This window comes from Flavivirga jejuensis (assembly GCF_030540765.1).
GTDB classification, from domain to species: Bacteria; Bacteroidota; Bacteroidia; order Flavobacteriales; family Flavobacteriaceae; genus Flavivirga; species Flavivirga jejuensis.
In genome coordinates, this window is record NZ_JAUOEL010000005.1 from 1 (window position 1) to 22,979 (window position 22,979).

General features: G+C 31.4%; 23 protein-coding genes. 4 read left to right on the forward strand and 19 right to left on the reverse strand.

The window, feature by feature from the left end:
• Positions 1-336: 336 nt before the first annotated feature.
• Positions 337-537 (reverse strand): BspA family leucine-rich repeat surface protein, encoded by a 201-nt coding sequence (locus tag Q4Q40_RS24090; RefSeq protein WP_367892786.1) that lies wholly within the window; start codon positions 535-537, stop codon positions 337-339.
• A gap of 693 nt (positions 538-1,230) precedes the next feature.
• On the opposite strand from Q4Q40_RS24090, the gene Q4Q40_RS13990 reads away from it, so the two are divergent.
• Positions 1,231-2,826 carry a response regulator gene (locus Q4Q40_RS13990; RefSeq protein WP_303302498.1) on the forward strand — a complete coding sequence of 532 codons (1,596 nt, stop codon included), beginning with the start codon at positions 1,231-1,233 and terminating at the stop codon, positions 2,824-2,826.
• Between the two features lie 438 nt (positions 2,827-3,264).
• On the opposite strand, the gene atpG is transcribed toward Q4Q40_RS13990, so the two are convergent.
• The 14 genes from atpG to Q4Q40_RS14060 form a co-directional block, all read right to left on the reverse strand.
• Positions 3,265-4,125 carry an ATP synthase F1 subunit gamma gene (atpG, locus tag Q4Q40_RS13995; RefSeq protein WP_303302499.1) on the reverse strand — a complete coding sequence of 287 codons (861 nt, stop codon included), beginning with the start codon at positions 4,123-4,125 and terminating at the stop codon, positions 3,265-3,267.
• A gap of 105 nt (positions 4,126-4,230) precedes the next feature.
• On the reverse strand, positions 4,231-5,811 hold the full coding sequence (atpA, locus tag Q4Q40_RS14000) for a F0F1 ATP synthase subunit alpha (RefSeq protein ID WP_303302500.1): 1,581 nt from the start codon (positions 5,809-5,811) through the stop codon (positions 4,231-4,233).
• A 64-nt stretch (positions 5,812-5,875) separates the two neighbouring features.
• Positions 5,876-6,412 carry an ATP synthase F1 subunit delta gene (gene atpH / locus Q4Q40_RS14005; protein WP_303302501.1) on the reverse strand — a complete coding sequence of 179 codons (537 nt, stop codon included), beginning with the start codon at positions 6,410-6,412 and terminating at the stop codon, positions 5,876-5,878.
• Positions 6,412-6,918: a F0F1 ATP synthase subunit B gene (locus Q4Q40_RS14010; protein WP_303302502.1), complete on the reverse strand. Its 507-nt coding sequence runs from the start codon at positions 6,916-6,918 to the stop codon at positions 6,412-6,414. Before Q4Q40_RS14010 ends, atpH begins: the two co-directional genes overlap by 1 nt.
• 87 nt (positions 6,919-7,005) lie before the next feature.
• Complete coding sequence (atpE, locus tag Q4Q40_RS14015; protein WP_303302503.1) at positions 7,006-7,197, reverse strand: ATP synthase F0 subunit C; 192 nt, start codon at positions 7,195-7,197, stop codon at positions 7,006-7,008.
• Positions 7,198-7,232: 35 nt separating this feature from the next.
• Positions 7,233-8,324 (reverse strand): F0F1 ATP synthase subunit A, encoded by a 1,092-nt coding sequence (gene atpB, locus Q4Q40_RS14020; protein ID WP_303302504.1) that lies wholly within the window; start codon positions 8,322-8,324, stop codon positions 7,233-7,235.
• A 116-nt stretch (positions 8,325-8,440) separates the two neighbouring features.
• A complete protein-coding gene (locus Q4Q40_RS14025) occupies positions 8,441-8,827 on the reverse strand; it encodes a hypothetical protein (RefSeq protein ID WP_303302505.1) in 387 nt (128 codons plus the stop codon).
• On the reverse strand, positions 8,827-9,000 hold the full coding sequence (locus tag Q4Q40_RS14030; RefSeq protein WP_303302506.1) for an AtpZ/AtpI family protein: 174 nt from the start codon (positions 8,998-9,000) through the stop codon (positions 8,827-8,829). The genes Q4Q40_RS14025 and Q4Q40_RS14030 overlap by 1 nt, the downstream gene beginning before the upstream one ends.
• 16 nt (positions 9,001-9,016) lie before the next feature.
• Entirely contained in the window at positions 9,017-9,445 is a 429-nt protein-coding gene (locus tag Q4Q40_RS14035) for a bactofilin family protein (RefSeq protein ID WP_303302507.1), read from the reverse strand.
• Positions 9,446-9,459: 14 nt separating this feature from the next.
• Positions 9,460-12,024: a type IX secretion system periplasmic lipoprotein PorW/SprE gene (gene porW / locus Q4Q40_RS14040; RefSeq protein WP_303302508.1), complete on the reverse strand. Its 2,565-nt coding sequence runs from the start codon at positions 12,022-12,024 to the stop codon at positions 9,460-9,462.
• A gap of 1,220 nt (positions 12,025-13,244) precedes the next feature.
• A complete protein-coding gene (locus tag Q4Q40_RS14045) occupies positions 13,245-13,952 on the reverse strand; it encodes an ABC transporter ATP-binding protein (RefSeq protein ID WP_303302509.1) in 708 nt (235 codons plus the stop codon).
• Positions 13,953-13,963: 11 nt separating this feature from the next.
• On the reverse strand, positions 13,964-15,442 hold the full coding sequence (locus Q4Q40_RS14050) for a DUF5687 family protein (RefSeq protein WP_303302510.1): 1,479 nt from the start codon (positions 15,440-15,442) through the stop codon (positions 13,964-13,966).
• A 6-nt stretch (positions 15,443-15,448) separates the two neighbouring features.
• On the reverse strand, positions 15,449-15,856 hold the full coding sequence (locus tag Q4Q40_RS14055; RefSeq protein WP_303302511.1) for a DUF2059 domain-containing protein: 408 nt from the start codon (positions 15,854-15,856) through the stop codon (positions 15,449-15,451).
• 461 nt (positions 15,857-16,317) lie between these two features.
• The gene (locus Q4Q40_RS14060; protein WP_303302512.1) at positions 16,318-16,656 is read right to left on the reverse strand and encodes a PadR family transcriptional regulator; all 339 of its coding nucleotides are present in this window, start codon (positions 16,654-16,656) and stop codon (positions 16,318-16,320) included.
• A 113-nt stretch (positions 16,657-16,769) separates the two neighbouring features.
• On the opposite strand from Q4Q40_RS14060, the gene Q4Q40_RS14065 reads away from it, so the two are divergent.
• Positions 16,770-17,828: a ferredoxin--NADP reductase gene (locus Q4Q40_RS14065; RefSeq protein WP_303302513.1), complete on the forward strand. Its 1,059-nt coding sequence runs from the start codon at positions 16,770-16,772 to the stop codon at positions 17,826-17,828.
• Positions 17,829-17,956: 128 nt separating this feature from the next.
• Here Q4Q40_RS14065 and Q4Q40_RS14070 read toward each other — a convergent pair whose 3' ends face one another.
• Positions 17,957-18,973, reverse strand: coding sequence for a glycosyltransferase family 9 protein (locus Q4Q40_RS14070; RefSeq protein WP_303302514.1), 1,017 nt, complete (start codon positions 18,971-18,973; stop codon positions 17,957-17,959).
• A gap of 85 nt (positions 18,974-19,058) precedes the next feature.
• The gene (locus Q4Q40_RS14075) at positions 19,059-19,664 is read right to left on the reverse strand and encodes a DUF4254 domain-containing protein (protein ID WP_303302515.1); all 606 of its coding nucleotides are present in this window, start codon (positions 19,662-19,664) and stop codon (positions 19,059-19,061) included.
• 75 nt (positions 19,665-19,739) lie between these two features.
• On the opposite strand from Q4Q40_RS14075, the gene upp reads away from it, so the two are divergent.
• Positions 19,740-20,399, forward strand: a complete 660-nt coding sequence (gene upp, locus Q4Q40_RS14080) for a uracil phosphoribosyltransferase (RefSeq protein WP_303302516.1) — start codon at positions 19,740-19,742, stop codon at positions 20,397-20,399.
• Here the strand turns inward: upp and Q4Q40_RS14085 are convergent.
• Entirely contained in the window at positions 20,388-21,314 is a 927-nt protein-coding gene (locus tag Q4Q40_RS14085) for a DUF6427 family protein (RefSeq protein WP_303302517.1), read from the reverse strand. The genes upp and Q4Q40_RS14085 overlap by 12 nt on opposite strands.
• Positions 21,315-21,383: 69 nt before the next feature.
• Here Q4Q40_RS14085 and Q4Q40_RS14090 point away from each other — a divergent pair, with 69 nt between their 5' ends.
• Complete coding sequence (locus tag Q4Q40_RS14090; RefSeq protein WP_303302519.1) at positions 21,384-21,611, forward strand: DUF6341 family protein; 228 nt, start codon at positions 21,384-21,386, stop codon at positions 21,609-21,611.
• Positions 21,612-21,630: 19 nt separating this feature from the next.
• Here the strand turns inward: Q4Q40_RS14090 and purD are convergent, their stop codons facing one another.
• Positions 21,631-22,905, reverse strand: a complete 1,275-nt coding sequence (gene purD / locus Q4Q40_RS14095; protein WP_303302953.1) for a phosphoribosylamine--glycine ligase — start codon at positions 22,903-22,905, stop codon at positions 21,631-21,633.
• Between the last annotated feature and the right edge of the window lie 74 nt (positions 22,906-22,979).

Genomic DNA, 22,979 nt, shown 5'->3' on the forward strand with positions numbered 1-22,979 from the left:
TGGTAGCGGTTACGGATTCACTAAGTATACTATTGTTCTCGGAGGCAAATATAAAACTCAGAATTTGTTTGCCATCACTCTTTGCTGGGTCGTCTTTGGAACAGCTTGCAAGTGTTATAACTATTATTAACAATAGTAGGTTTTTAAATTTTAATAGATTTGTTTTCATTATTTCTTTTTTTGAAATGTTTAAATTACATGGTACAAAACAACAAATATTTAAAATCACTAATTGATCAATCGACATCACAAATCGTTCAATTATTTTAAATTACAGTAGTGTAAATCTGGATTCGACGTAAGAAAAATGAGATTGTTTTTTTTGTAGAATACTACTTACGAGATATTTATATCAATAAAGTGAATTTTAGGTAACTGTGCGGGTGTTAAACCAGAACCACTACTAAAGTTTGTGCAGGCTGTTACATTATCGGTAACCCAACCAGAAAGGTCCTGGCTAAATGCTGATGCATCACTAAACATAGAAGACATATACATCACTGAGCTAACATCCCAACTATAGCTACTATTAGCAATAGTAGGTTTTTAAATTTTAATAGATTCGTTTTCATGTTGTTTGGTTTAAAATTCTGCACAAAAAAACTAAACCTTAACATCAATTTTTGGTCAATCGACATCACTAATCATTCAATTGTTTTAAATTGTTCTGCATTTCAACCTCTATACTTATTTTTGTCGAACACTTAAATTCCAAGTCCTATGATCAAAAAGATAACTAACCTATTTTACAAATATTTTACATTAGGTGCAGACAAAAATACTAGTGAAGATGATTTGAAGAAAATTGTTCTGTTGCGCATCTTTTGTAATACCTGGCATTTATTTACAATTCTTTCTTTTACTGAAGATTTTTTTAAAAATCAACTTATGATTATTAGTTACCCTATTATGTTTTTTTTTGTTATAAGTGTACAGGTGTTATTATATTATAAAAAGATTTTTTTCGCTAGTATTATTTACAATTTTAATCTTATATTAACCATATTATTTTTTTCTAATTACATATATAAGGGAGATCTTTTAGAATATTTTTTTTTATTGCCTCCGTGTATTTCATTAATCTATATCGATAATAAAAAAATAAATATTTTTATACTGATTATATGCCTCCTAGGGCTCTATATCCCTAATTTTTATTTTAAACATTATCCTATTTCCGTTTTAAATAATCTTAATCCCCCATTCTTATTCTTTTCTCTCTTTATTGTTATGAGTTATTTTAAAAATCTTAATATAAAAAATGAAAAAAAGCTAAAGGCTAAAACCAAAGAATTGGAAGATTTGGATAAATTTAAATCGCAGTTTTTCACCAATATATCTCATGAAATACGCACGCCTTTAACTCTTATTAATGGGCATGTATCTGATTTGGATACGTACACTTTTGAAAACAATGCTCTAACCACAACTCAATCAGGTATTAAAAAGCAAATAGATACCATTGCTTATATGGTGGATAATGTATTGGATTTAGCCAAAATGCAATCTTCTAACTTTAGCCTACAATTAAAACCTGCTAATGTTTCTGAACTGATTCGAAAACAATATTTGAGCTTTGAGCCTTTATTTAAACAAAAAGATATTGCTTTTCAAATTTTTAAAAATTCTGAAGATTATATTGTTAATATTGATACTGTTTTCTTTGAAAGAGCTATTAACAATATTCTTATAAATGCCTTAAAATATACCGATAGTGGTGTGGTTAAAATAATTATCTCTAAAAAAGACCAATATGTACACATAAAAATTTCTGATACTGGCATTGGCATTTCTAAAAACGATATGGCGTATGTTTTTAATCGGTTTTATCAAGTAAATAATGATATTAATAAATCTGGTGGCAGTGGTGTAGGTCTGGCCTTTAGCAAAGAAATTATTGAGTTGCATAATTCTGAAATTTTATTATCAAGTGAGCTTAATATCGGAAGTACATTTACAATTATACTACCGTTGGAAAAAAGCATTGTTCATACTCCCCATGTGCCTATAAATACAACTGTTTCTACGGAAAAAACTAAGAAAGCCAGGCAGCAACTCCATCACAAACAGGAATACGTTTTTTTAGTTGTTGATGATCATTGTGATATGCGCCAATATTTAATCTCCATACTAAATCATTATAATTGTCTAGAGGCTGCTAACGGTTTGGAAGCTCTTCGTATTATAAAGGAGAAACGCGTCGATTTTATTGTTACCGATTATATGATGCCTAAATTAAACGGGTATGAGTTTGTCTTAAAGCTTAAAGAACTTAAAAACAATACCCCCATTATTATGCTTACAGCAAAAACAGATCCTACTGCAAAACTAGATATTTTAAAACTTGGTATCGATGATTATATTACAAAACCTTTTGATAAGGAAGAACTTTTGGCTCGTATTGAAAATTGTATTAAAAATTCTATATCTAGAAATTTATATAATGAGAAACATCAAATTGATATTACTGAATATAATAATAATAGTTCTTTTATTAATATTAATAGGCTTAAACAATATATCTATGAAAATTCCAGTAAAGTTAATTTAACCCAAGATTTTTTAACTGAACAGTTTAATCTCTCTAAAAGCTCTTTTTATAGAAAAATTAAAAGTCAGACAGGCTTAAATCCCAAGGATTTTATCAAAGAAGTAAGGCTTCAAAAAGCACAGGATATTTTGAAAAAAAACCCTGATATTTTACTAAAACAACTTGCTTTAGAATTGGGGTATAGTCATGACACTCATTTTTCTAAAATTTACTACCAGCGTTTTGGTACGAAACCTACGAAAATCGGTAATAAGAAAATAGGATTACCCATTTAGTTACCAAATAGTTCTATATGAGAGTATTATTATTATTATGCAAATCCCAATACGATGGAAGTACTAAAAGAGCTTGATAAACATTGCTTTTGAGCATAGAGAAAATAAATCAGGTAGCGTTTTTGCACTAAGGTCATTCAAGATTACAGTACGGCATCATTAGAGCTTATATTTGAGACTTATATTAAAAATGATGCCCTTAGTATTAGCAGATGGATAGAGTCCTTATAACCCTTTGAAACAAGATTACCCAAATTTAAAACAAACCTTACCTAATAAAGCCAAAAACTTTAAAATGCTTCATATACAAATTAGAGACTTTTATCTACGATTAACTTACGTCGAACTCAGGCTCTGAGGTAATTCTTTATTAAAAAAAACAGGCTCGAATCTTTCAATTCGAGCCTGTTTTATATTTTAGTTAATGTGAATCTTCGTTTAAGCGTTCAACGCTTCCGCCCCACCAACAATCTCTAATATTTCATTAGTAATGGCTGCTTGACGTGCTTTGTTGTATGTTAATTTAAGCTGGTCTCTTAGCTCTGTCGCATTATCTGTTGCTTTGTGCATAGCTGTCATACGAGCGCCATGTTCGCTTGCAAAAGAATCTCTAACGCCTTTATAAAGCTGCGTTTTTAACGACTTAGGAATTAACTCTTCTACGATCTGTTCTTTAGATGGCTCAAAAATGTAATCTGCATTACTGTTAGTATCTCCTTCCACAGGAACAATTGGTAAAAACTGTTCGGTCATTACAATCTGAGTTGCTGCATTTTTAAACTTATTGTAAACGATTTCAATTTTATCAAACTCGCCTGAAATAAATTTATCCATTAATAACTCTGCAATGGCTGCAACATTATCGAAAGTTAAATCTTCAAAAACATCACTTTTATTAGCAATAACTTTATTTTGCTTAGTGAAAGCATCATTAGATTTCTTTCCTATTGCTACTACAGACACATTTTTATCTGCATAAACACTATCAATTAAATGTTGTGTTTGCTTAATAATATTTGAATTAAAAGCACCACATAAACCTCTATTGGAAGTGATAGGAACTATTAAAACATTATTTACCTCACGTTGTGTTGAAAATTTACTTCCAGAATCTGCATCTAAAGTCGCACTTAAGCTTTGTAAAAGCTCTGTTAACTTATCTGCATAAGGACGCATTGCAGTAATAGCATCTTGTGCTTTCTTTAACTTTGCAGCAGATACCATTTTCATGGCACTAGTAATCTGCATCGTTGAAGATACCGATGATATTCTGTTACGTATTTCTTTTAAGTTTGCCATTCTTTTATTGTATTCGAATGTTATTCAAAAGAGACTCTTCGACTAGCTACCTTCAAACAAAATGTATTTTGTTTTTGGCAATGCTCAGAGTAACACTTGTTAAAATTATGCTATATATTTCCCTGATAAATCTTTTGCTACAGCTGTTAATGTATCTGTAACTTCATCAGTTAATTTACCTGCTTTTAATGTACTAAGCACATCTGCATGTTTTGCTCTTAAGAATTCAATAAAATCTCTTTCAAATTCTTTTACTTTTTCAACAGGAACATCTCTTAATAAGTTTTTAGATCCTGCATAAATAATAGCAACTTGATCTTCAACAGTAAATGGATCGTTTTGAGCTTGTTTTAAGATCTCAACGTTACGTTTTCCTTTTTCAATTACATTTAAAGTAACAGCATCTAAATCTGACCCAAACTTAGCAAATGCTTCCAATTCACGGAATTGTGCTTGATCTAATTTTAAAGTACCAGATACTTTTTTCATTGATTTAATCTGTGCATTACCACCAACACGAGATACAGAAATACCTACGTTAATTGCTGGACGTACACCAGAGTTAAATAAATCTCCATCTAAGAAAATCTGTCCATCTGTAATAGAAATTACATTTGTTGGAATATATGCCGAAACATCGCCTGCTTGTGTTTCAATAATTGGTAATGCTGTTAAAGAACCTCCACCTTTCACTAATGGTTTTAATGAATCTGGAAGGTCATTCATATCTTTAGCAATACTATCATCATTGATAACTTTTGCAGAACGCTCTAATAATCTTGAGTGTAGATAGAAAACGTCACCTGGATACGCTTCACGTCCCGGTGGACGACGTAATAATAAAGATACCTCACGGTATGCTACCGCTTGTTTAGATAAATCGTCATAGATAATTAATGCAGGACGACCAGTATCTCTAAAATACTCACCAATTGCAGCACCTGCCATAGGAGCATATACTTGCATTGGTGCAGGATCTGATGCGTTTGCTGCTACAATTGTTGTATAAGCAAGAGCACCTCTATCTTCTAATGTTTTAGCAATACCTGCTACAGTAGATGCTTTTTGACCTACAGCAACATATATACAATATACAGGCTCACCTGCATCGTAAAATTCTTTTTGATTTAAAATGGTATCAATACAAACAGTGGTTTTACCAGTTTGACGGTCACCAATAACCAACTCACGTTGACCACGACCAACAGGAATCATGGCATCGATAGATTTAATACCTGTTTGTAATGGCTCTGTTACTGGCTCACGGAAAACAACACCAGGAGCTTTACGCTCTAAAGGCATTTCGTAAGTTTTACCAGAGATAGGCCCTTTTCCATCGATAGGGTTTCCTAAAGTATCTACAACACGTCCAACAATACCTTCTCCAACATTAATAGAAGCAATACGTCCAGTACGTTTTACAGTAGATCCTTCTCTAACACCTATAGATGTACCTAACAATACAATACCTACATTATCTTCTTCAAGATTAAGTACAATACCTTCCAATCCTCCGTCGAATTCTACTAACTCACCATATTGAGCGTTAGCCAATCCGTAAGCACGTACAATACCATCACCTACGGTTAATACTGTTCCTACTTCATCTAATGAAGCACCCGCTTCAAAACCTGAAAGTTGTTGTTTTAAGATTGCTGATATTTCAGCTGGTTTTACTTCTGCCATCTTTTTTATATTAGATATTAGATATTAGACACTAGATGTTAAAACACCCTTCGAATAACTCTTTTTAATTTAATGTGAATTCTCTTTTTAATTTGTTTAGTTGATTTGCAATACTTGCGTTGTATTGTATATCTCCTATGCGTAAAATGAAACCACCTAAAATGCTTTCATCTATAATATTTTCTACTTCAACATTTTTATCAGTAAGTTCTTTTGCTTTTGCTAAAACTTTTTTCTCTAAATCTGCTGTTAAAGCAATCGCTGTTGTAACTGTTGCAAGTTCAACACCTTTTGATTGATCAAATAGTTCACTATATTTTAAAGCGACATTCTCTAAAATATCAATTCTATTATTATTAATTAGCGTATCTATTAAACTTAAAGTTGTTTTATCTGACTTTTTAAAAACCTCTAATAAAACAGCTTTTTTTACTGAAGAATTAATTACAGGACTTTGAAGCGTATCGCTTAAGTCTTTGCTTTCTGCAATAGTATTAGCAATTAGTTTCATGTTTTTATTTACAGCGTCTGCCGATTTTTGATCTGATGCTAAACTTAATACCGCTTTTGCGTAACGTATTGCTGCTCTTGCTCCTGCCATTATACCTCAGTTAATGATTTTTCACCTAACATCGTTTCAATCAATTCTAATTGTTTGTCTTTGTTAGATAGTTCTCCACGCACTACTTTTTCTGCAATATCTAAAGATAAACCTGCTACATGATTTTTAAGTTCAGCCATAGCTGCTTTCTTTTCACTTTCAATAGCTGCTTGAGCTTGCTGAATCAATTTATTAGCTTGCTCTTGTGCTTCACTTTTAGCGTCTTCAATCATTTTATTTTTGATATCACGCGCTTCCTTCAACATGCTTTCTCGTTCTGTTCTAGCTTCTTTTAATAACTTTTGATTATCAGCTTGAAGGTTTTCCATTTCTAATTTTGCTTTTTCAGCAGAATCTAATGCATTTATAATCCCTTCTTCTCTATCGTTAATAGCAGTTAAAATAGGTTTCCAAGCAAACTTTTTTAATAACAATACAAGCAATACGAATAATACTGTTTGTATAATAAATAATCCTAATGAAAACTCTCCTAATAATTTTTCCATACTATATTTATAATGTTAAATTATTTAATTTTTAAAATTAAAGTAAAACTGTAACCAACCGTTACAGCTTTACTTTTTAAGTTTAAATTATACTGCAAATAATGCAGCAAATCCAATACCTTCAATTAATGCAGCTGCAATAAGCATAGCTGTTTGAATCTTTCCTGTAGCTTCTGGTTGACGAGCGATTGCTTCCATAGCAGAACCACCAATTTTACCAATACCAATACCTACTCCGATTACAACTAAACCTGCACCTACCATTACTGGAATTTCCATAATATATATAATTTAAAAATTAAACACTCAATTTATTAATGCGCTTCTTCATGATCATGCTCCTCAACCGCCATACCAAAATAAAGCGCTGACAGCATGGTAAAAATATACGCTTGCAATAATGCTACTAAAACTTCAATCAATGAAATTGCAAACGACAAGAAGAACGACAAACTACTCCCTACAATACTATTAAACAAATACATTAAAGCAATTAAACTCATTAATACAATATGTCCTGCTTGCATATTTGCATAAAGACGTATTAATAAGGAAAAAGGCTTAATGATCGTACCTAATAACTCTATAGGAGCTAATATAATTTTCATTGGTGCAGGCACCCCTGGCATCCAAAAAATATGTTTCCAGTAATCTTTTTTTGCTGTAAACGTGGTAATTAAATACGTTAAAATAGCTAAAGAAAATGTAATAGCGATATTCCCTGTTACATTAACACCAAGAGGCGTTAATCCAAAAATATTTAAAAACCAAACAAAGAAAAACACAGTCAATAAAAAACTCATATATTTTTTATAATGTTTTTTTCCAATATTTGGAATAGCGATATCATCTCTTATATAAAGTATTATTGGTTCAAAAAAGCGTCCTGCTCCTTTAGCAATTCCTCCATTTTTCCCGTAAGACTTCCCTAAACTACCAAACAACAAAAACATCAATAAAGCTGTAACAATGATCATAACCACACTTTTAGTTATAGAAAGATCTAAAGGCTTTACGTTAGTTGGATGATGAGCATCATCGTAGTTAATAGTTCCTACTGCATCTGTTTTATATATCATACCGTGATATATTTTATAGAAATTTCCATCAACTGCAGCAACTGTTTTCTCATGGTGAAATTTAGAAGAAGAAAATATTTTTAATCCACCATCCCATAAAATTACTGGCAGTGGAAAACCTATATGTTTCTTTTCTCCTGAAGCATTGGTATATGATGCTATACCAAAATCGTGAGAATCTTTTAAATGATGTTGGATATAAGCTTTTCTTTCTGCTTTACCATCTGGTTTTGGCTCATCATTATGATGCGCATCTTGCCCAAAAGAAACAAATGCAGTTAAAAGCAGTAATAATGTAATCGGTTTCAAAGATATTTTTCTTCGCATATCACTCTAAATAATAGTAGCTTAAAAATCGCTGCAAAGGTATGTTTTTATCTCAAAAAGAAAAACAATTTTGCTTTTTATTTTAAAGGATTGTTATAATGAAAAAATTATAATGGCTATTCAAGTTTATTTAGCCATTTACTTAAACTTATAGATTCTAAAACTAAACCAAAAGCATAAGGCACAAAAAAAGCCGCAAACTCTAGTTTAGTGATGGTATTATCAAGTTTATAGAAAGGGTAAAACACAATAAAAAAGACAACAAACTTTAAAAAACTACCTGCTAAAAATAAAAAACCTAATTGGTTTTTATATTTTCTTTTAAGTAGATAAAGCACACCGAAAATAACAACGATTAAAACAAGGTTTATTAGGTATGATAATACGATCCTATTTTCAAAAAGAGGAAGGCCTAAAATACGTAAAACTCCTAGGTGAACACAAAAGACTACTACTAAAATAATAATAGCCTTTATTGTAAAATTTAAAAAAGGGTTATTCATCAATATTTAATTCGGTTGACTTGCTTAAGAACGGCGTATAGCGATATAGCAACCCCTAAAAGGGTCATAATTATAATATATAGTTTTTCACCATCGTTATAATTAGAATCAAGCCATTTTCCTAGAAGAACAAACAGGTATATAGTAATTCCCATTTGCAGGCCTATCCCCATAAGAATAGCAGCATTTTTAAGCTGTTTTTTCGGTTTCTGGTCTTTTTTGTTGTTGTTGTCCACCTCCTTTATTCATTTCTTTTACAGAGCCTTTCATAATACAGGTCACATTAAACGTTGCTCCAGGTTCAACAGCTAATTTCCCAACAACTACTTCGCCTTCAATATAAGCAGATGTTTTTAACGTTAATGTTCCTGACAATGCTAATTTTCCAGAAAATTTACCTTCAAAATAAGCATCTGTTCCATGTAAAGTCCCTTTAATAAGACCTGATTTACCAACAACTACTTTCCCTGAAGTTTTTATATTTCCTTCTATAATTCCATCAACTCTAAAATCACCTTCGCTATTAAAATCACCAACCATTTTGGTACCTTGAGCTACAATATTTTGACTTGGTTTTCCTTCTACCATTTGTTTTTCTTTTTTATTATCGGAGAACATAATATGCTATTAATTTAATTGTTTTCTATATTTAAATAAGCATCCAAATTTTTATGAATTTGAACAATTTGATAATTTTCAGATGCTATTGCGAAATATGGTTCTTTTATTTTTCGTTTATCTTCTTTATTTAATAACTGATCAAAAGCTTTTGCTACTTCTGCATTTTTTAATCCATGAACAATTACAAGAACTGTATTTGAATTATAAACATCTACCGAAGATCTTAGATCATAATATCTTATATTTTTTAAAACGGTATCTAAAGTTTTTTGAAAGCCTTTTACTTTTTCCATTTCTGGATTTTCAAACTTAAAAAATATTTTATAATTACTGGTTATTTTATCGTCCGAAATAAAATCTTTATTTGCAAGTTTAGGTAGCACTTTAGCTTCAATATTTTGAGCTTGTATCCCTTCTTCTGTATTTGCATAAGTAATTGCTATATAATTCACTGCTTTATTATAAGCTTCGTATCCATATAGCCGCCCTGTAGCTGTTGCTTTTAACAGTTCAAATTTTGGTACAATTGCCTCACCATCAAATACATTTATATAGTTTTCACTTTTAGAAATTACATCTGCATATTCCTGATTTTCATATTGTTTATAGAGTGCTTCATATAAACTTTCTGGGCTGTTTTCATCCCGTTCTGTTGCTGATTCTGGACTGCTTAGAATGGTAGCGTATCTAGAGTTTGGATATTTTTCAATAATTTCATTCTTAGCAATTGTAGCTTCATCATTTTCACCTAAAGCCTCATAAATCTTATATAGATTGTATTTAGATGGTAATATTAGTCGCTCTTCCGGCTTGCTTTCGAGTAAATTTTGAAACTTGCCTTTTGCTAATTCGTACTCTTTGAACTTTTCTTTGTAGATCAATCCTAACTGGTAATACGCATAATTACGCTCTTTAGAAATGCTATCAATTTCTTTTTCTTCGGCAGGAATTTTAGATATATAAAACTGGGGGTCAAACAATTCTTCTTCTGTAGCAGTAGCCAAAACATTATTGTTTATATCATTACTAATTCCTATTGATTTTGTTTTGCTAGACCATCTCCAATTATCTTCTAAATTTCTATCTCCCCAAATTTTTATAAATTCATTTTTACCATATGATACTGTTGTAGGGTTGTAAAAATAAAATACTGCTGCTTGATTTGATGCACCTACTTGGGAGGACTGACCTCCTATTGTGTTATTAACTGTTGCTAAACCTGTGTTGCGTTGTGCAGCTTCTTCTCTTTTCTTTCTCTCTTCTTCCTCTGCTACTTCAATCTTTAACTTCTCAATTAATGATTCAAAATAAGCTAATCTATCTGCATCAGATAAATTTACAAGTCTTAAAATACTATCGTTAACTTGTGCAATAGCTTCATAATAAATAACATCTTCAAGGTTGTCCCGCTTTCGTTTAATAACACGATATGGCTTAGAGTTTAAAACTAAACTCCCTAACGTACTATCATAATATTTACCAGCGTCTTTATAAATAGACTTATCAAAATTCATGTCTCCAAGAATTTCATAATTCCTAGCTTTTAATAGTTTATCTCTAGAATTAGTACGTAACGATTTGTTGAAATAAACGACTGCCAGTGTATCTGATTGATTATTTAAATGATACGCTCCTATTTGATGGTAAATTTTATCTAAAAAAGGTCTGTTTTCTCTATTTTCTTCAAGTTTTGTAAGTAATTCTGTTATCTCTAACTTATTACCATTCTCATAATCGAAATTTTTAACTTTTTCAATATGTGCACTTATCATGTAAATTCGAGGTGTTCTACGATTAAGTTTAATAACTTCATCAAATGCCATATTTGCACTGTCTTTTTTACCTAATTTATTATACAATTGTCCTTGTATAAAACGGTAACGTCCGCGCTCATCATTATTCTTAGTTGCGTTTGATGCTATTTCTAATTGTGTAATGGCACTATCAACATATTTTGTATTTAAAAATGCTTGTGCTAACATAGAGGTCGCATCTGCTAAATCCTGACCTTCTAACTCCTCTTGATATAATAGACGTTTTAAATTTTCAATAGCTAAATCATTATTATCTAAACGAATATTAGTTTTTTCACGCCAAACTTTTGCTTGATTTATTTTATCGCTCGCTGGATATTTGTAAAGGATATAATTAAATGCCTCTAAGGCTGGTATAAAACGTTGATCGAAATATCTGGATTTTCCTAGTAGAAGATAGGCTTCATCCATTTGTGGGTTTTTCTCTTTCCCATCTATATTCATACTATGTTTCTGAATAGCTTTAACGGCTTTCTCTTCTGCCCTAGTAAAATCTTCATTTTTAGATTGTCCAGGAAGCACAACTTCTTCAAAGATTTGCATCCGCTCTATTGGAAGCACATCCCAATAATTATCGGTATAACCACTATTAAGGTTTTCCCTTCCTTGGTTTAAAGCATTATAGCCATTATAAAGTGTATTAAATTCTGTCGAAACTGCATGGAAATTTCGGCTGATGAATTTGTCCTTTTTTCTAGAACATCCTACAACCAATAAAGTAGCACATAGAATAATTAATATCGCTTTACAAGATCTTTTCAATGCTGGTATTTTTAGTCTAACTAAATAACTATAAACTCTCACATATATTATGTAAGCAGGTAAAAATAAACATCTTTTTCGATTAACCTATAAAAATTAAACGACTTTTGAACGAAATCGTACTTCGTTATGTTATCAAATTATGTAGGTGGCTGCAAAATAGCAGGTATTGTCTTACATTTTTAAAAGATTCAATTTTTTTGTTATTGAATTTATACTTTGGGTGGGGTGGTAACTAAATTTAACTTGTTTTGGATTCAAATTTTCTTGTAAAGTTGTAAGGGGAGGGAGTACTAAGTTATTTCACGACTAATAATATATTAATAAAAATTATGGCGATAATAGACCTATGACTTTATTCGGTCTCTTGAATTATCTCGCGAAGACGCAGAGACGCTAAGTTATTTCGTAACTAAAATATACTAATAAAAACTGGGACTGCTCAAACCTATGACTCAAATTGGAACTCTATGCTGAATGTTCTCGCGAAGTTGCTGAGACGCGAAGACAACTCATAACTAAATAGTTACTAATAAAAATCATGGTGATGATAAACCTATAATTGTATTCGGTCTCTTGAATTATCTCGCGAAGACGCAGAGACGCTAAGTTATTTCGTAACTAAAATTTACTAATAAAAACTGGGACTGCTCAAACCTATGACTCAAATTGGAACTCTATGCTGAATGTTCTCGCGAAGTTGCTGAGACGCTAAGCTAACTCATAACTAAAGAGTTATTAATAAAAATCATGGCGATAATAAACCTATAATTGTATTCGGTCTCTTGAATTATCTCGCGAAGACGCAGAGGCGCTAAGTTATTTCGTAACTAAAATATACTAATAAAAACTGGGACTACTCAAACCTATGACTCAAATTGGAACTCTATGCTGAATGTTCTCGCGAAGTTGCTGAGACGCTAAGCTATTTCGCAACTAAAATTTACTAATAAAAATCATGGCGATAATAAACCTATAACTGTATTCGGTCTCTTGAATTATCTCGCGAAGGCGCGAAGGCGCTAAGTTATTTCACAGCTAAAAATATACTAATAAAAACTGGGACTACACAAACCTATGACTCAAAATTGGAACTCTATGCTGAATATTCTCGCGAAGCCACAGAGTCGCAAAGCCACCTCATAACTAAAGAATTACTAATAAAAATCATGGCGACCAAACCTAAGACTGCCCACTGCCCACTGAATACTGTCTACTGCCTACTGAATATCTGTTCCTGCAAAATGTGCTTCTAGTTCTTTTAGTGTTGCTTCGCTTGTTTCTAAATCTTTTATTATTTCACCTTTTTCAAGGACAACGATACGTTCACAAACGTCGGTAACATGCATTAAATCGTGACTAGAAATTAAAACGGTAGTACTTTGTTTTTTGGCTAAATTCTTAATAATTCCTTTAAGACGAATTTGAGTGGTTGGGTCTAAGTTTGCAAAAGGTTCATCTAGAATAATAACGTCTGGGTTTCCTATTAAAGCAGCTACAATCCCTGCCTTTTTCTGGTTTCCTTTACTTAAATCGCGTAAATATTTTTTCTGTCCTAATATTTCCCCATGAAAAAAGTCTTCAAATTGTGCCACTAGCTTATTAACATCTGCTTTATTTTGGCCTCGTAACTCGCCAATAAAATAAAAGTATTCTTCGGCTGTTAAATAGCCTATCAAAAAACTTTCGTCTATAAAAGCAGATGTAAACGGTTTCCATTCTTCACTTTCATTTACTTGAACCCCATGGTTCTTTATAAATCCTGCTGACGGTTTAATTAAGTCTAAAAGTAAACTAAAATAAGTAGTTTTTCCTGCTCCATTATTTCCTACTAAGCCAAAACTTTGTCCTTTTGGAATTTCTAATGATTCTATATTTAAAACTTCGTTTCCACTATATTTTTTTGATAAGTCTGAAGTTATTATCATAATTCTATATCTTAATTATTTTGCTCGAAAGCATCAATCATTTTATATTTTGATTCTAAATACTTTTTAGTAATTACTTTCATCAATCTTTGATGAAAGATAATACCAATTATTCCTAATATACCAAGGATTAAACAGCCTATTTCAAAACCAGCTATTGCATACATGATTCCGAATATTGCTAAAGGCAATAACATTAATGGAATACCTATTAGCCATTGTACTGCTCCAGTTCCCTGAAAATTAAAAGCGGCTTTTTGATCTAAATCAATTTTTTTACGGTTAAAAGATCCTCCATATAAAATAACGTGTGTGTTAACTCCCAAGTTATAAATAGCTGCTACAAAATGTGCCAATAATATTTCCCACCCAAAGTAAACATAAGGGATACTTAGCACAAATAGTATCATAACACTTAAGGCCATTAGCGTGAATTTCGATTTTAAATACTGCTCGTATTTAATATTCTGACTCATAAGTAATTTGTAATAACCACTATCCCAGGCTGGAATAAACTGCCCAAAATTGATTAAAAAGATTCCTGTTACAAAGATTCCTATTAACGCAAAAAACCACGGCATATCTTGATAGGCTGGTTGAGGGTAAAAAAACAAGCCATAAAACAATCCCAATGGTAGCATCCAAACAGAAGATTTAGTACGTTTATTACGCCAAAGCAATTTTAAATCTAACTGCATAAAAGGAGCAATATCTCCAAAGTTTTTTGTCCATTCAAGGTTAGATGTGTATACTTCTTTAATTTCCTTTTTTAAACCACTATCTAAAAACAGTTTCTTACGTAAGGTCTTAAAATTATAAGCATATAAAACTACCAATATAATTATTGGAATTAATAACTCTATTGGGTTTTCTGAAATAGAAACGACACCTCTGGATAATGCTTCAGAAATATTTAAAATACTAAAATGGTTTAAACCAAAAAGAGTTCCAACGAACACTATAATTGGTAAAAAAGATAACTCTGTTTCTGCAGATAAACTTTCAATAATAAAATTAAGAAAATTATTAATTAGTGTTATGATAACAATAACCAGTATCCACGTTAAAATAGTTGTTCCGTTATGCCCTTTTGCTATAAGTTTAAAGCCAAATGGTACAATAGCAAATAAGGGTAAAAAATTAATAAGTGAAACTACAGATTTGCCTAAAACATAATTAACTATTCCTTTTCTTTTTATTGGAAGTGTTAGTAATGGTTTGACACTCATAACTGGAAGTTTTTGAAAAAAAAACCGAATAATGAGATCCCCGATAACCCAAAAGAAAAGAAGTCCATTAAATGCTACAAATGGATCAACATCAGGATAGGTCTCTAAAAGAATTTTATCCATAAAGAAACCTATAAATAAAAACATCGCTATAAAATACAGAGCAAAAAAGCCCATTAATATTTTTACAGCAAGTCCTTTACCAAAACTGGCAGACCGTAAAAAAGATTTCCATTCTAAACTTAAAAAATTTTTGATCATAACTAATTAGTTATGCTTTTGAGCTATGCCTTGTATTTCCATTCCCCAAGACTGTCCATACGTCATTGCTTTTTGAGTTAATCCTAATTGTTTTTCTGATAATTTTTTACCTAAATCTGTTTTATAAAAGGCGACTAATTCTTTAATTTCATCTTGAGTGAATTCAGCCATATAAAGATCGGCCATTTTAGTGTATAACGCATCTAAAGTCCCTTTTGCTTCTTTTGTGTAAGCTTCCTTATTGGCTTCTGAAACACCCGTTCCTAGTTGATCTATAGCATTTTCAAACGCAGCTCCAGCACCTGTAAGTTTTATAAATTCAACCGTTACATTTTTAAATTCGGTATTGTCTTGTGCTTGGGATTGAAATGTTAAAGCAATTATAGACAAAGCTAATAGTACTATTTTTTTCATTTTACTTTTTTAATGGTTAATTATGACATTAGTGTCTGTTCTTCTTGAAATGTTACAGATTTTATATAAAAACGTGAATTCAACGTAAATTAAAAAAGCAAATAATGCATATTATTGATAAACACTGTTTTGCCATGTAGACAGAACGAAGCATGAGTGACGAGGCATCATCATCATAAAGATGAGGTACCTCCTCAAAAGCTACGCTTCATACCTTCAAACAAAATATAATCTGTTTTCGATAGCTCTCAGAATGACACAATTCCATTATTTGTATACACAAATTGCTTATTAACAATATTTAATATATTTAATTGACGTTAAAAGGTATGTTACACATTGATTTTCGATCCCATTTGTTAAATAGGTCTACAAACTCGATTGCACATCACATCACTCAACATAACACTTTTGTGTGAATGTATAAGTTTGTTGTATTTGATTTTCAAAAACTTTCATCATCATCCTATTCTAAATTTAGGATTCACCAAAGCCCTCATTGTCGTTATATACTGTTCTAACTCACTAAGCTTCTTAACCGTTTCTCTTGTTCCTTCTTCGGTAAGTTTATAATATTTACGCATTCTATTATCAACTTTTAAAACCTCAACATCTAAAAAACCTTCGGCTTCTAATTTGTGTAATGACGGATAAAGTGCGCCTTCGGTAATTTTAAGTTCTCCCTTAGTGAGTTCTTTTACTTTTTGAGCAATCTCATAACCATACATTTTATCATGCTCGTTTAAGAGCTTCAAAATAATAGTGGTTAAACTGCCTTTGTATAAATTAGAGCTTTTCATAACATTTCAAATATACATAATTTTCTTATGCATAATAATCTTATGTATGTATTTTTTAAAAATTTATATGCACAAAATGTAATGGCTTCACTATTTTTGTCAAAATTTTACACATGTCTGGATTTCAAAAACTAACCATAAAAGATATTAAGAGAGAAACTAGCAAAGCGATAAGTATTAGTTTCGATTTACCTCAAGAATTAAAGGATAATTTTATATTTAAAGCAGGTCAATATATTACTTTAAAAACCGAAATAAACGGTAAAGAAATAAGACGTGATTATTCGTTATGTTCGTCTCCAAAAAGTGGCGAATTAAAAGTAGCTATTAAAGAAGTTAAAGATGGAACGTTTTCGGCTTATGCAAACAACACGTTAAAGCCTGGTGATGTTCTAGAGGTTGCCTCACCAAAAGGACGTTTTACGTTTACACCTAACGATTCTAAAACTAAAAACATTGCAGCCTTTGCCGCTGGGAGTGGTATTACACCAGTATTAAGTATTATAAAATGTGCTTTAGAAGAAGAAAAGCAAAGTAAAGTTATTTTGGTTTACGGAAATAAAACTACAAATGACACTATGTTTTTAAACGAACTTTTAGAGCTACAACAGACTTATAAAGATCGTTTTTCTATTCAATTTCTTTTTAGCCAAAAAGATGAAGAGAATTCAATCTTTGGTCGTATTGAGAAAAGCACGGTTAATTATGTCATTAAAAATGAACACAAACATGTTGTGGTTGATGCTTTTTATCTTTGTGGTCCAGAGGCTATGATTCACACTGTAAAAGATGTTTTAACAGATCATAATATTGATGAGAATCGCATACATTTCGAACTTTTTAAAGCTGCTAAACCTGCCGAAACACAAGAAGAAGATATTGTAGCAAGCGGTAAAACGAAAATAACAATTGTTGTTGATGATGAGGAATCTACATTTGAAATGTCTCAAAAACAAACTATTCTTGAAGCTGCTTTAGATGAAGACATAGATGCGCCTTATTCTTGTCAAGGTGGTATTTGTAGTAGTTGTTTAGCTCGTATAAAAGAAGGCGAAGCAACCATGAGACAGAATAATATTTTAACCGAAAATGAAGTTGCCGAAGGTTTAATTTTAACGTGTCAGGCACAACCTACCACACCAAGTCTTATAATTGATTATGATGATGTTTAATTCTCTTTGCCTTATGACACATCTCTCTGAAGAAGAGAAAGTAACATGAGACATCTAGATTAAAATGGAATCTATATTATTTTTGAGTGGATTCCTTCCTTGCATTCGCAGGAATGACAAAACTATATTTAGACTATAGACTTAATTTTGTTAATAATAGTTTCTGGCAAAATACTTCTGGAAGCTTCTTTATAATTTTCTGGATATTTGTTGCCATAAATAGAAGTAGGGATTTCTGGAAATTGGTTTCTATCTGACACTATAGTATAATCGTTCGGCTGGTTAAATGGTGCAAAACCAGCAAATGGATGGGTAACTCCCCAAATAGTTATAACTTTTACTCCTAACATGGCAGCTATATGTGCATTGCCAGAATCCATAGAAAGCATCACTTTTAAATTTGAGATCACGTCTAACTCTTCATTAAGAGATAATTTACCCGCAATACTTATTACATGATCTAAGCTTTTTTCAAAATTATTTAAAACAGCTATTTCTTTTGCCCCCCCTCCAAATAAAATGATCTTATAATCTTTTGAAAGCATTGTAATAACGGCTTTCATTAAATCTAGAGGGTATATTTTTCCTTCGTGGGCAGCAAAAGGAGCAATCCCTATCATTTTTTTTGAATCTAGACCTATAAGTGTTTTGGTCTTTTCATTTAAGATTGGTCTATTGGCAAATGCTGGATTCGATAAGTCTAGCTTAAAACCTAAAGCTTCGAATACATCAACATATCTTTGGTGCGTTGTTTTTAATTGCCTAAATCTTTTTCCAGAAACTAATTCCTTTTTTTCTGTTCTCCCTTTATCGATCTGACTGAATTTTTTTCCAAAGAAGAGAAACTTTAAAATATTACTCCGCAGAACATTGTGTAGATCTACTATAGCATCAATCTCTAGCTTTTTTAATGTTTTAGAAAGTTTAAAAAGCCCCAAAACACCTTTGTGTTTGCCTTTAACCTCAGCGGGGAAAACTGTAACATTTTTTAAGTCCCGAAAGAAAGGTGTAAAAAAAGCACGAGTAAGTACAGTGATATTAACATCAGGGTATTGCTTATTCAATGCCTGTAATACAGGAATAGTCATTGCAACATCTCCCATTGCGGAAAGTCGAATGACTAGAATATGTTTTGGTTGTGACATAAATTAAAGTCTTATGTCATATTGAGCGCAGTCGAAAGATCTTAATAGTATAGATATTTTCCATCTGTTTCAGAATAACACTAATTTATTTTTGTCCTCTTAGCACTGGATTTAGCTCATCATCATTGTACATTTTCATTTGTTTATAAACTTTCATGTACTTATCACCTTTTTCAATATCGCTAAGAAGTGTGTCTATCGCTGTAGATAAATCTACACGTTGCTCTAATAAGACATCTAATTTTTTCTTGCAGGCATCTCTATGACTATCGGAAGCATCTGTTCTTGTCGCTTCTTCATTCATATGATAAACTTTCAACGCCAGAATAGATAATCGATCTACCCCCCAAGCTGGGCTTTCAGTATTAATAGATGCATCAGCTTTAGATGAAACATCTTTATATTTCTCAAGAAAATAACTATCAATATATTCAACCATATCCGTTCTGTCTTGGTTTGAAGCATCAATTTGACGTTTCAATGTTAAAGCAGCAACTGGGTCTATTTGTGGATCTCTAATAATATCTTCGTAATGCCATTGTACCGTATCAATCCAACATTTTCTATATAATAAATGCTCTAATAAATCACTTTTATCATAGGCATTTTCAAAAGGCTGGTCTACTGTATTTATTACATGATATTTTTCAATAACATCTTGAAATATTTTGTTGGCTTTTTCTGTAAACATACTGTCTTAATTTTAAAGCGTAAATATACTTCATATTTAGTTAACTTTACTACTCAAAAATGACATAAAACTACTATGCAAATTCACAATATATCTAAAGAAAATTCCATATTAAATACTTTTATTTCTGAAATTAGAAATATTAACATTCAAAAAGACAGCATGCGTTTTCGAAGGAATATTGAACGTATTGGAGAAGTTTTAGGTTATGAAATGAGTAAATCTTTAAATTATAACGCTTCAACCGTTGAAACTCCTTTAGGAAAAAGCTCTATTAATTTATTAAATAATGACATTGTTTTATGCTCTATTTTAAGAGCTGGTGTGCCATTACATAATGGGTTACTTAACTATTTTGACACTGCTGAAAATGCTTTTATTTCAGCATACAGACATCATAAACACAACCCAGAAAGTTTCGAAATTATTGTAGAATATTTAGCCTGCCCCAGCTTAGAAAACAAAACACTTATTCTTGCAGACCCCATGTTAGCCACTGGACAATCAATGGTAGCTACTTTTGAAGCTTTAAAACCATTTGGAACACCAAAAGAAGTACACTTAATAAGTGTTATAGGAGCGCAAGAAGGTGTCGACTTTGTTGAAAGTAATTTTGATAATAAAACACACTTATGGATTGCTGCCATTGATGACAAACTAAATGATAAAGGTTATATTATTCCAGGACTAGGGGACGCTGGCGACCTAGCTTTTGGTGAAAAACTACAACAGTAGGGTTATAAATGGAACAAGAATAAGTAGTGCTAGAAATACTTCTTTAAACCACTTTTCTTGAATAACCTCGATATAATTTGCTATGATTATTGCTAATGGCGCAAACATAAATAAAAATTCGCTTCCACTTTTTTCGGGCGCTTGAAGCACTATCAAAAAAGCAATAATTACTGCAGCAATAATGATTTTAAAAGATGCTCTAAAAGCTTTTTTCTTCTTTTTAATATTCTGTAAATAAAATATGGATGACCAAATCCCAAAAGACAATAGCAATGTAATAGCAACCAAATATTTTATAGAATTATAGCTACTAAAATCATAGTTAATTGTTGAAGAAATGTTGAATATTTCGAAAAAACTATCGTAAACAATAATAGAGACACTTACAGAAATCACAAAAACTGTAACGATTCCTAAAAAGGGTATAATCCAGTGTCTCAATTTATTCTCTGGATATAGAACTAAGGTAATGAGTATTAAGGCAAAAAACAGGATAGACCAAAAATAAAATAACGCTGCTATAGCTATCCAAAAGGCCGCATCAAATAATTTCTTTTCTACATTCTTTTGAGACCGCAAACTCATGATGCGCCTTAAACCTAATAAAACGAAAAAATTAGCACAAATTATGTTTGTATTACTAGTAGTATGAACGATTAATAACAAAAACAGACTAAATAATAAAATTTCATAGCTATTATTCTCCATTGTTAAATTATTCTTACTAACAATAAAGTTTAAAAGAAAAACAGATATGTAACAAATAAAAAGTAGAACAATTTGCTTTAATACAAACACCACAGTTATTGGTTCATCTATTAACTTTACTCTAGCCATAATAAAAGCTAAAAGTGTAATAATAAAAACAATGATGAAATTTATTGACTTAGATTTATTAAAAATGCTTGTTATCATTAACTCTTTTTGTATTTTTGCTACGTAAATATACTAACTATAAAGGTTAGAAAGCAATAAATAAACAACATGAAAGATTTCTTTTACGCTATACAGGATTTATTTGTTAATGTACTTTTTGCTCCTTATGATGCTTTACGAGCACTTGAGCTAGAAAGCTGGTTTGCTGCAAATACAATTTCCTGGATCTTCCTTGCCATAGGTTTTGTTGCTATGGTTTATTGGATGAAACAACTTAAAATATTTAACGATAACAATGAAGAAGACAAAAGTGTTTCTTCTCATTCGTTTTTATAAAACTAAATTTATAATAGATTTAGTTTAAATCGAAACCTATATCCTTACGATAATTCATCTTATCAAAATGTAGTTTTTCTATATTTTGGTAAGATTTTTTTATGGCCTCTTGGTATGTATTACCATAGGATGTAATGGCCATAACACGACCACCAGAGGTCATTACTTTGCCATCTTTTAATAGTGCTCCTGCATGAAAAGGTATAGAGTCTTGGATGCTTTCTATTCCAGTTATTTCTTTTCCTTTTTCGTAAGCTTCGGGGTAACCTCCAGATACTAACATAATAGTAGTTGCTGCTCGTTCGTCTATCTCTATGTCAATTTTATCTAATGAGCCTTTAGACATGGCTTCAAGTATCTCAACAAAATCATTTTTTAGTCTAGGGAGTACGACTTCTGTCTCAGGATCCCCCATACGAACATTGTATTCTATCACTTTTGGATCGTCTCCAACTTTAATAAGCCCAATAAATACAAATCCCACATAAGGCAAATTATCCTTTTTAAAACCATTGATGGTGGGCTTTACAATACGCTCTTCAATTTTATTAAGGAATTCGTCTGTTGCAAAAGGCACAGGTGAAATTGCTCCCATACCGCCCGTATTTAATCCCGTATCTCCTTCACCTATTCGTTTATAATCTTTTGCTGTTGGTAAAATTTTATAGTTTGTTCCATCTGTTAATACAAAACAACTTAGTTCTATACCATCTAAAAACTCTTCAATAACCACTTTAGTACTCGCTTCACCAAATTTAGCATCAACTAACATGCTTTTTAATTCTGCTTTAGCATCCTCTAAGTCATTCAAAATAACAACACCTTTTCCTGCTGCTAGCCCATCAGCTTTTAAAACATAAGGTGCTTTTAAAGTTTCTAAAAACGCATAGCCTTTTTCTACAGTTTCCTTTGTAAAACTCTCGTATGCCGCTGTTGGGATATTATGACGGTATAAAAACTCTTTAGCAAATTCTTTACTTCCTTCTAATTCGGCTGCCACTTTTTGAGGACCAATAACAGATATGTGTTTAATAGTCTCATCATTTAAAAAATAGTCGTGAATCCCATTAACTAATGGGTCTTCTGGACCAACAACAACCATATCAATACCTTCGTTTAAAACAAGTTCCTTGATCGCATCAAAATCATTCACTCCAATGTTTACATTAGTTGCAATTTGAGCTGTTCCAGAATTTCCTGGAGCAACAAATAATTGGTTACATTTTGTGCTTTTCGCTATTTTCCAAGCAAATGTGTGTTCTCTTCCTCCAGAACCAAGAATTAAGATATTCATTGTATTGTATTTATTAGATTCCCTTTTCATGGGAATAACAATTTTTGTTTTTTTAATGCTTTTACATTAAAAGT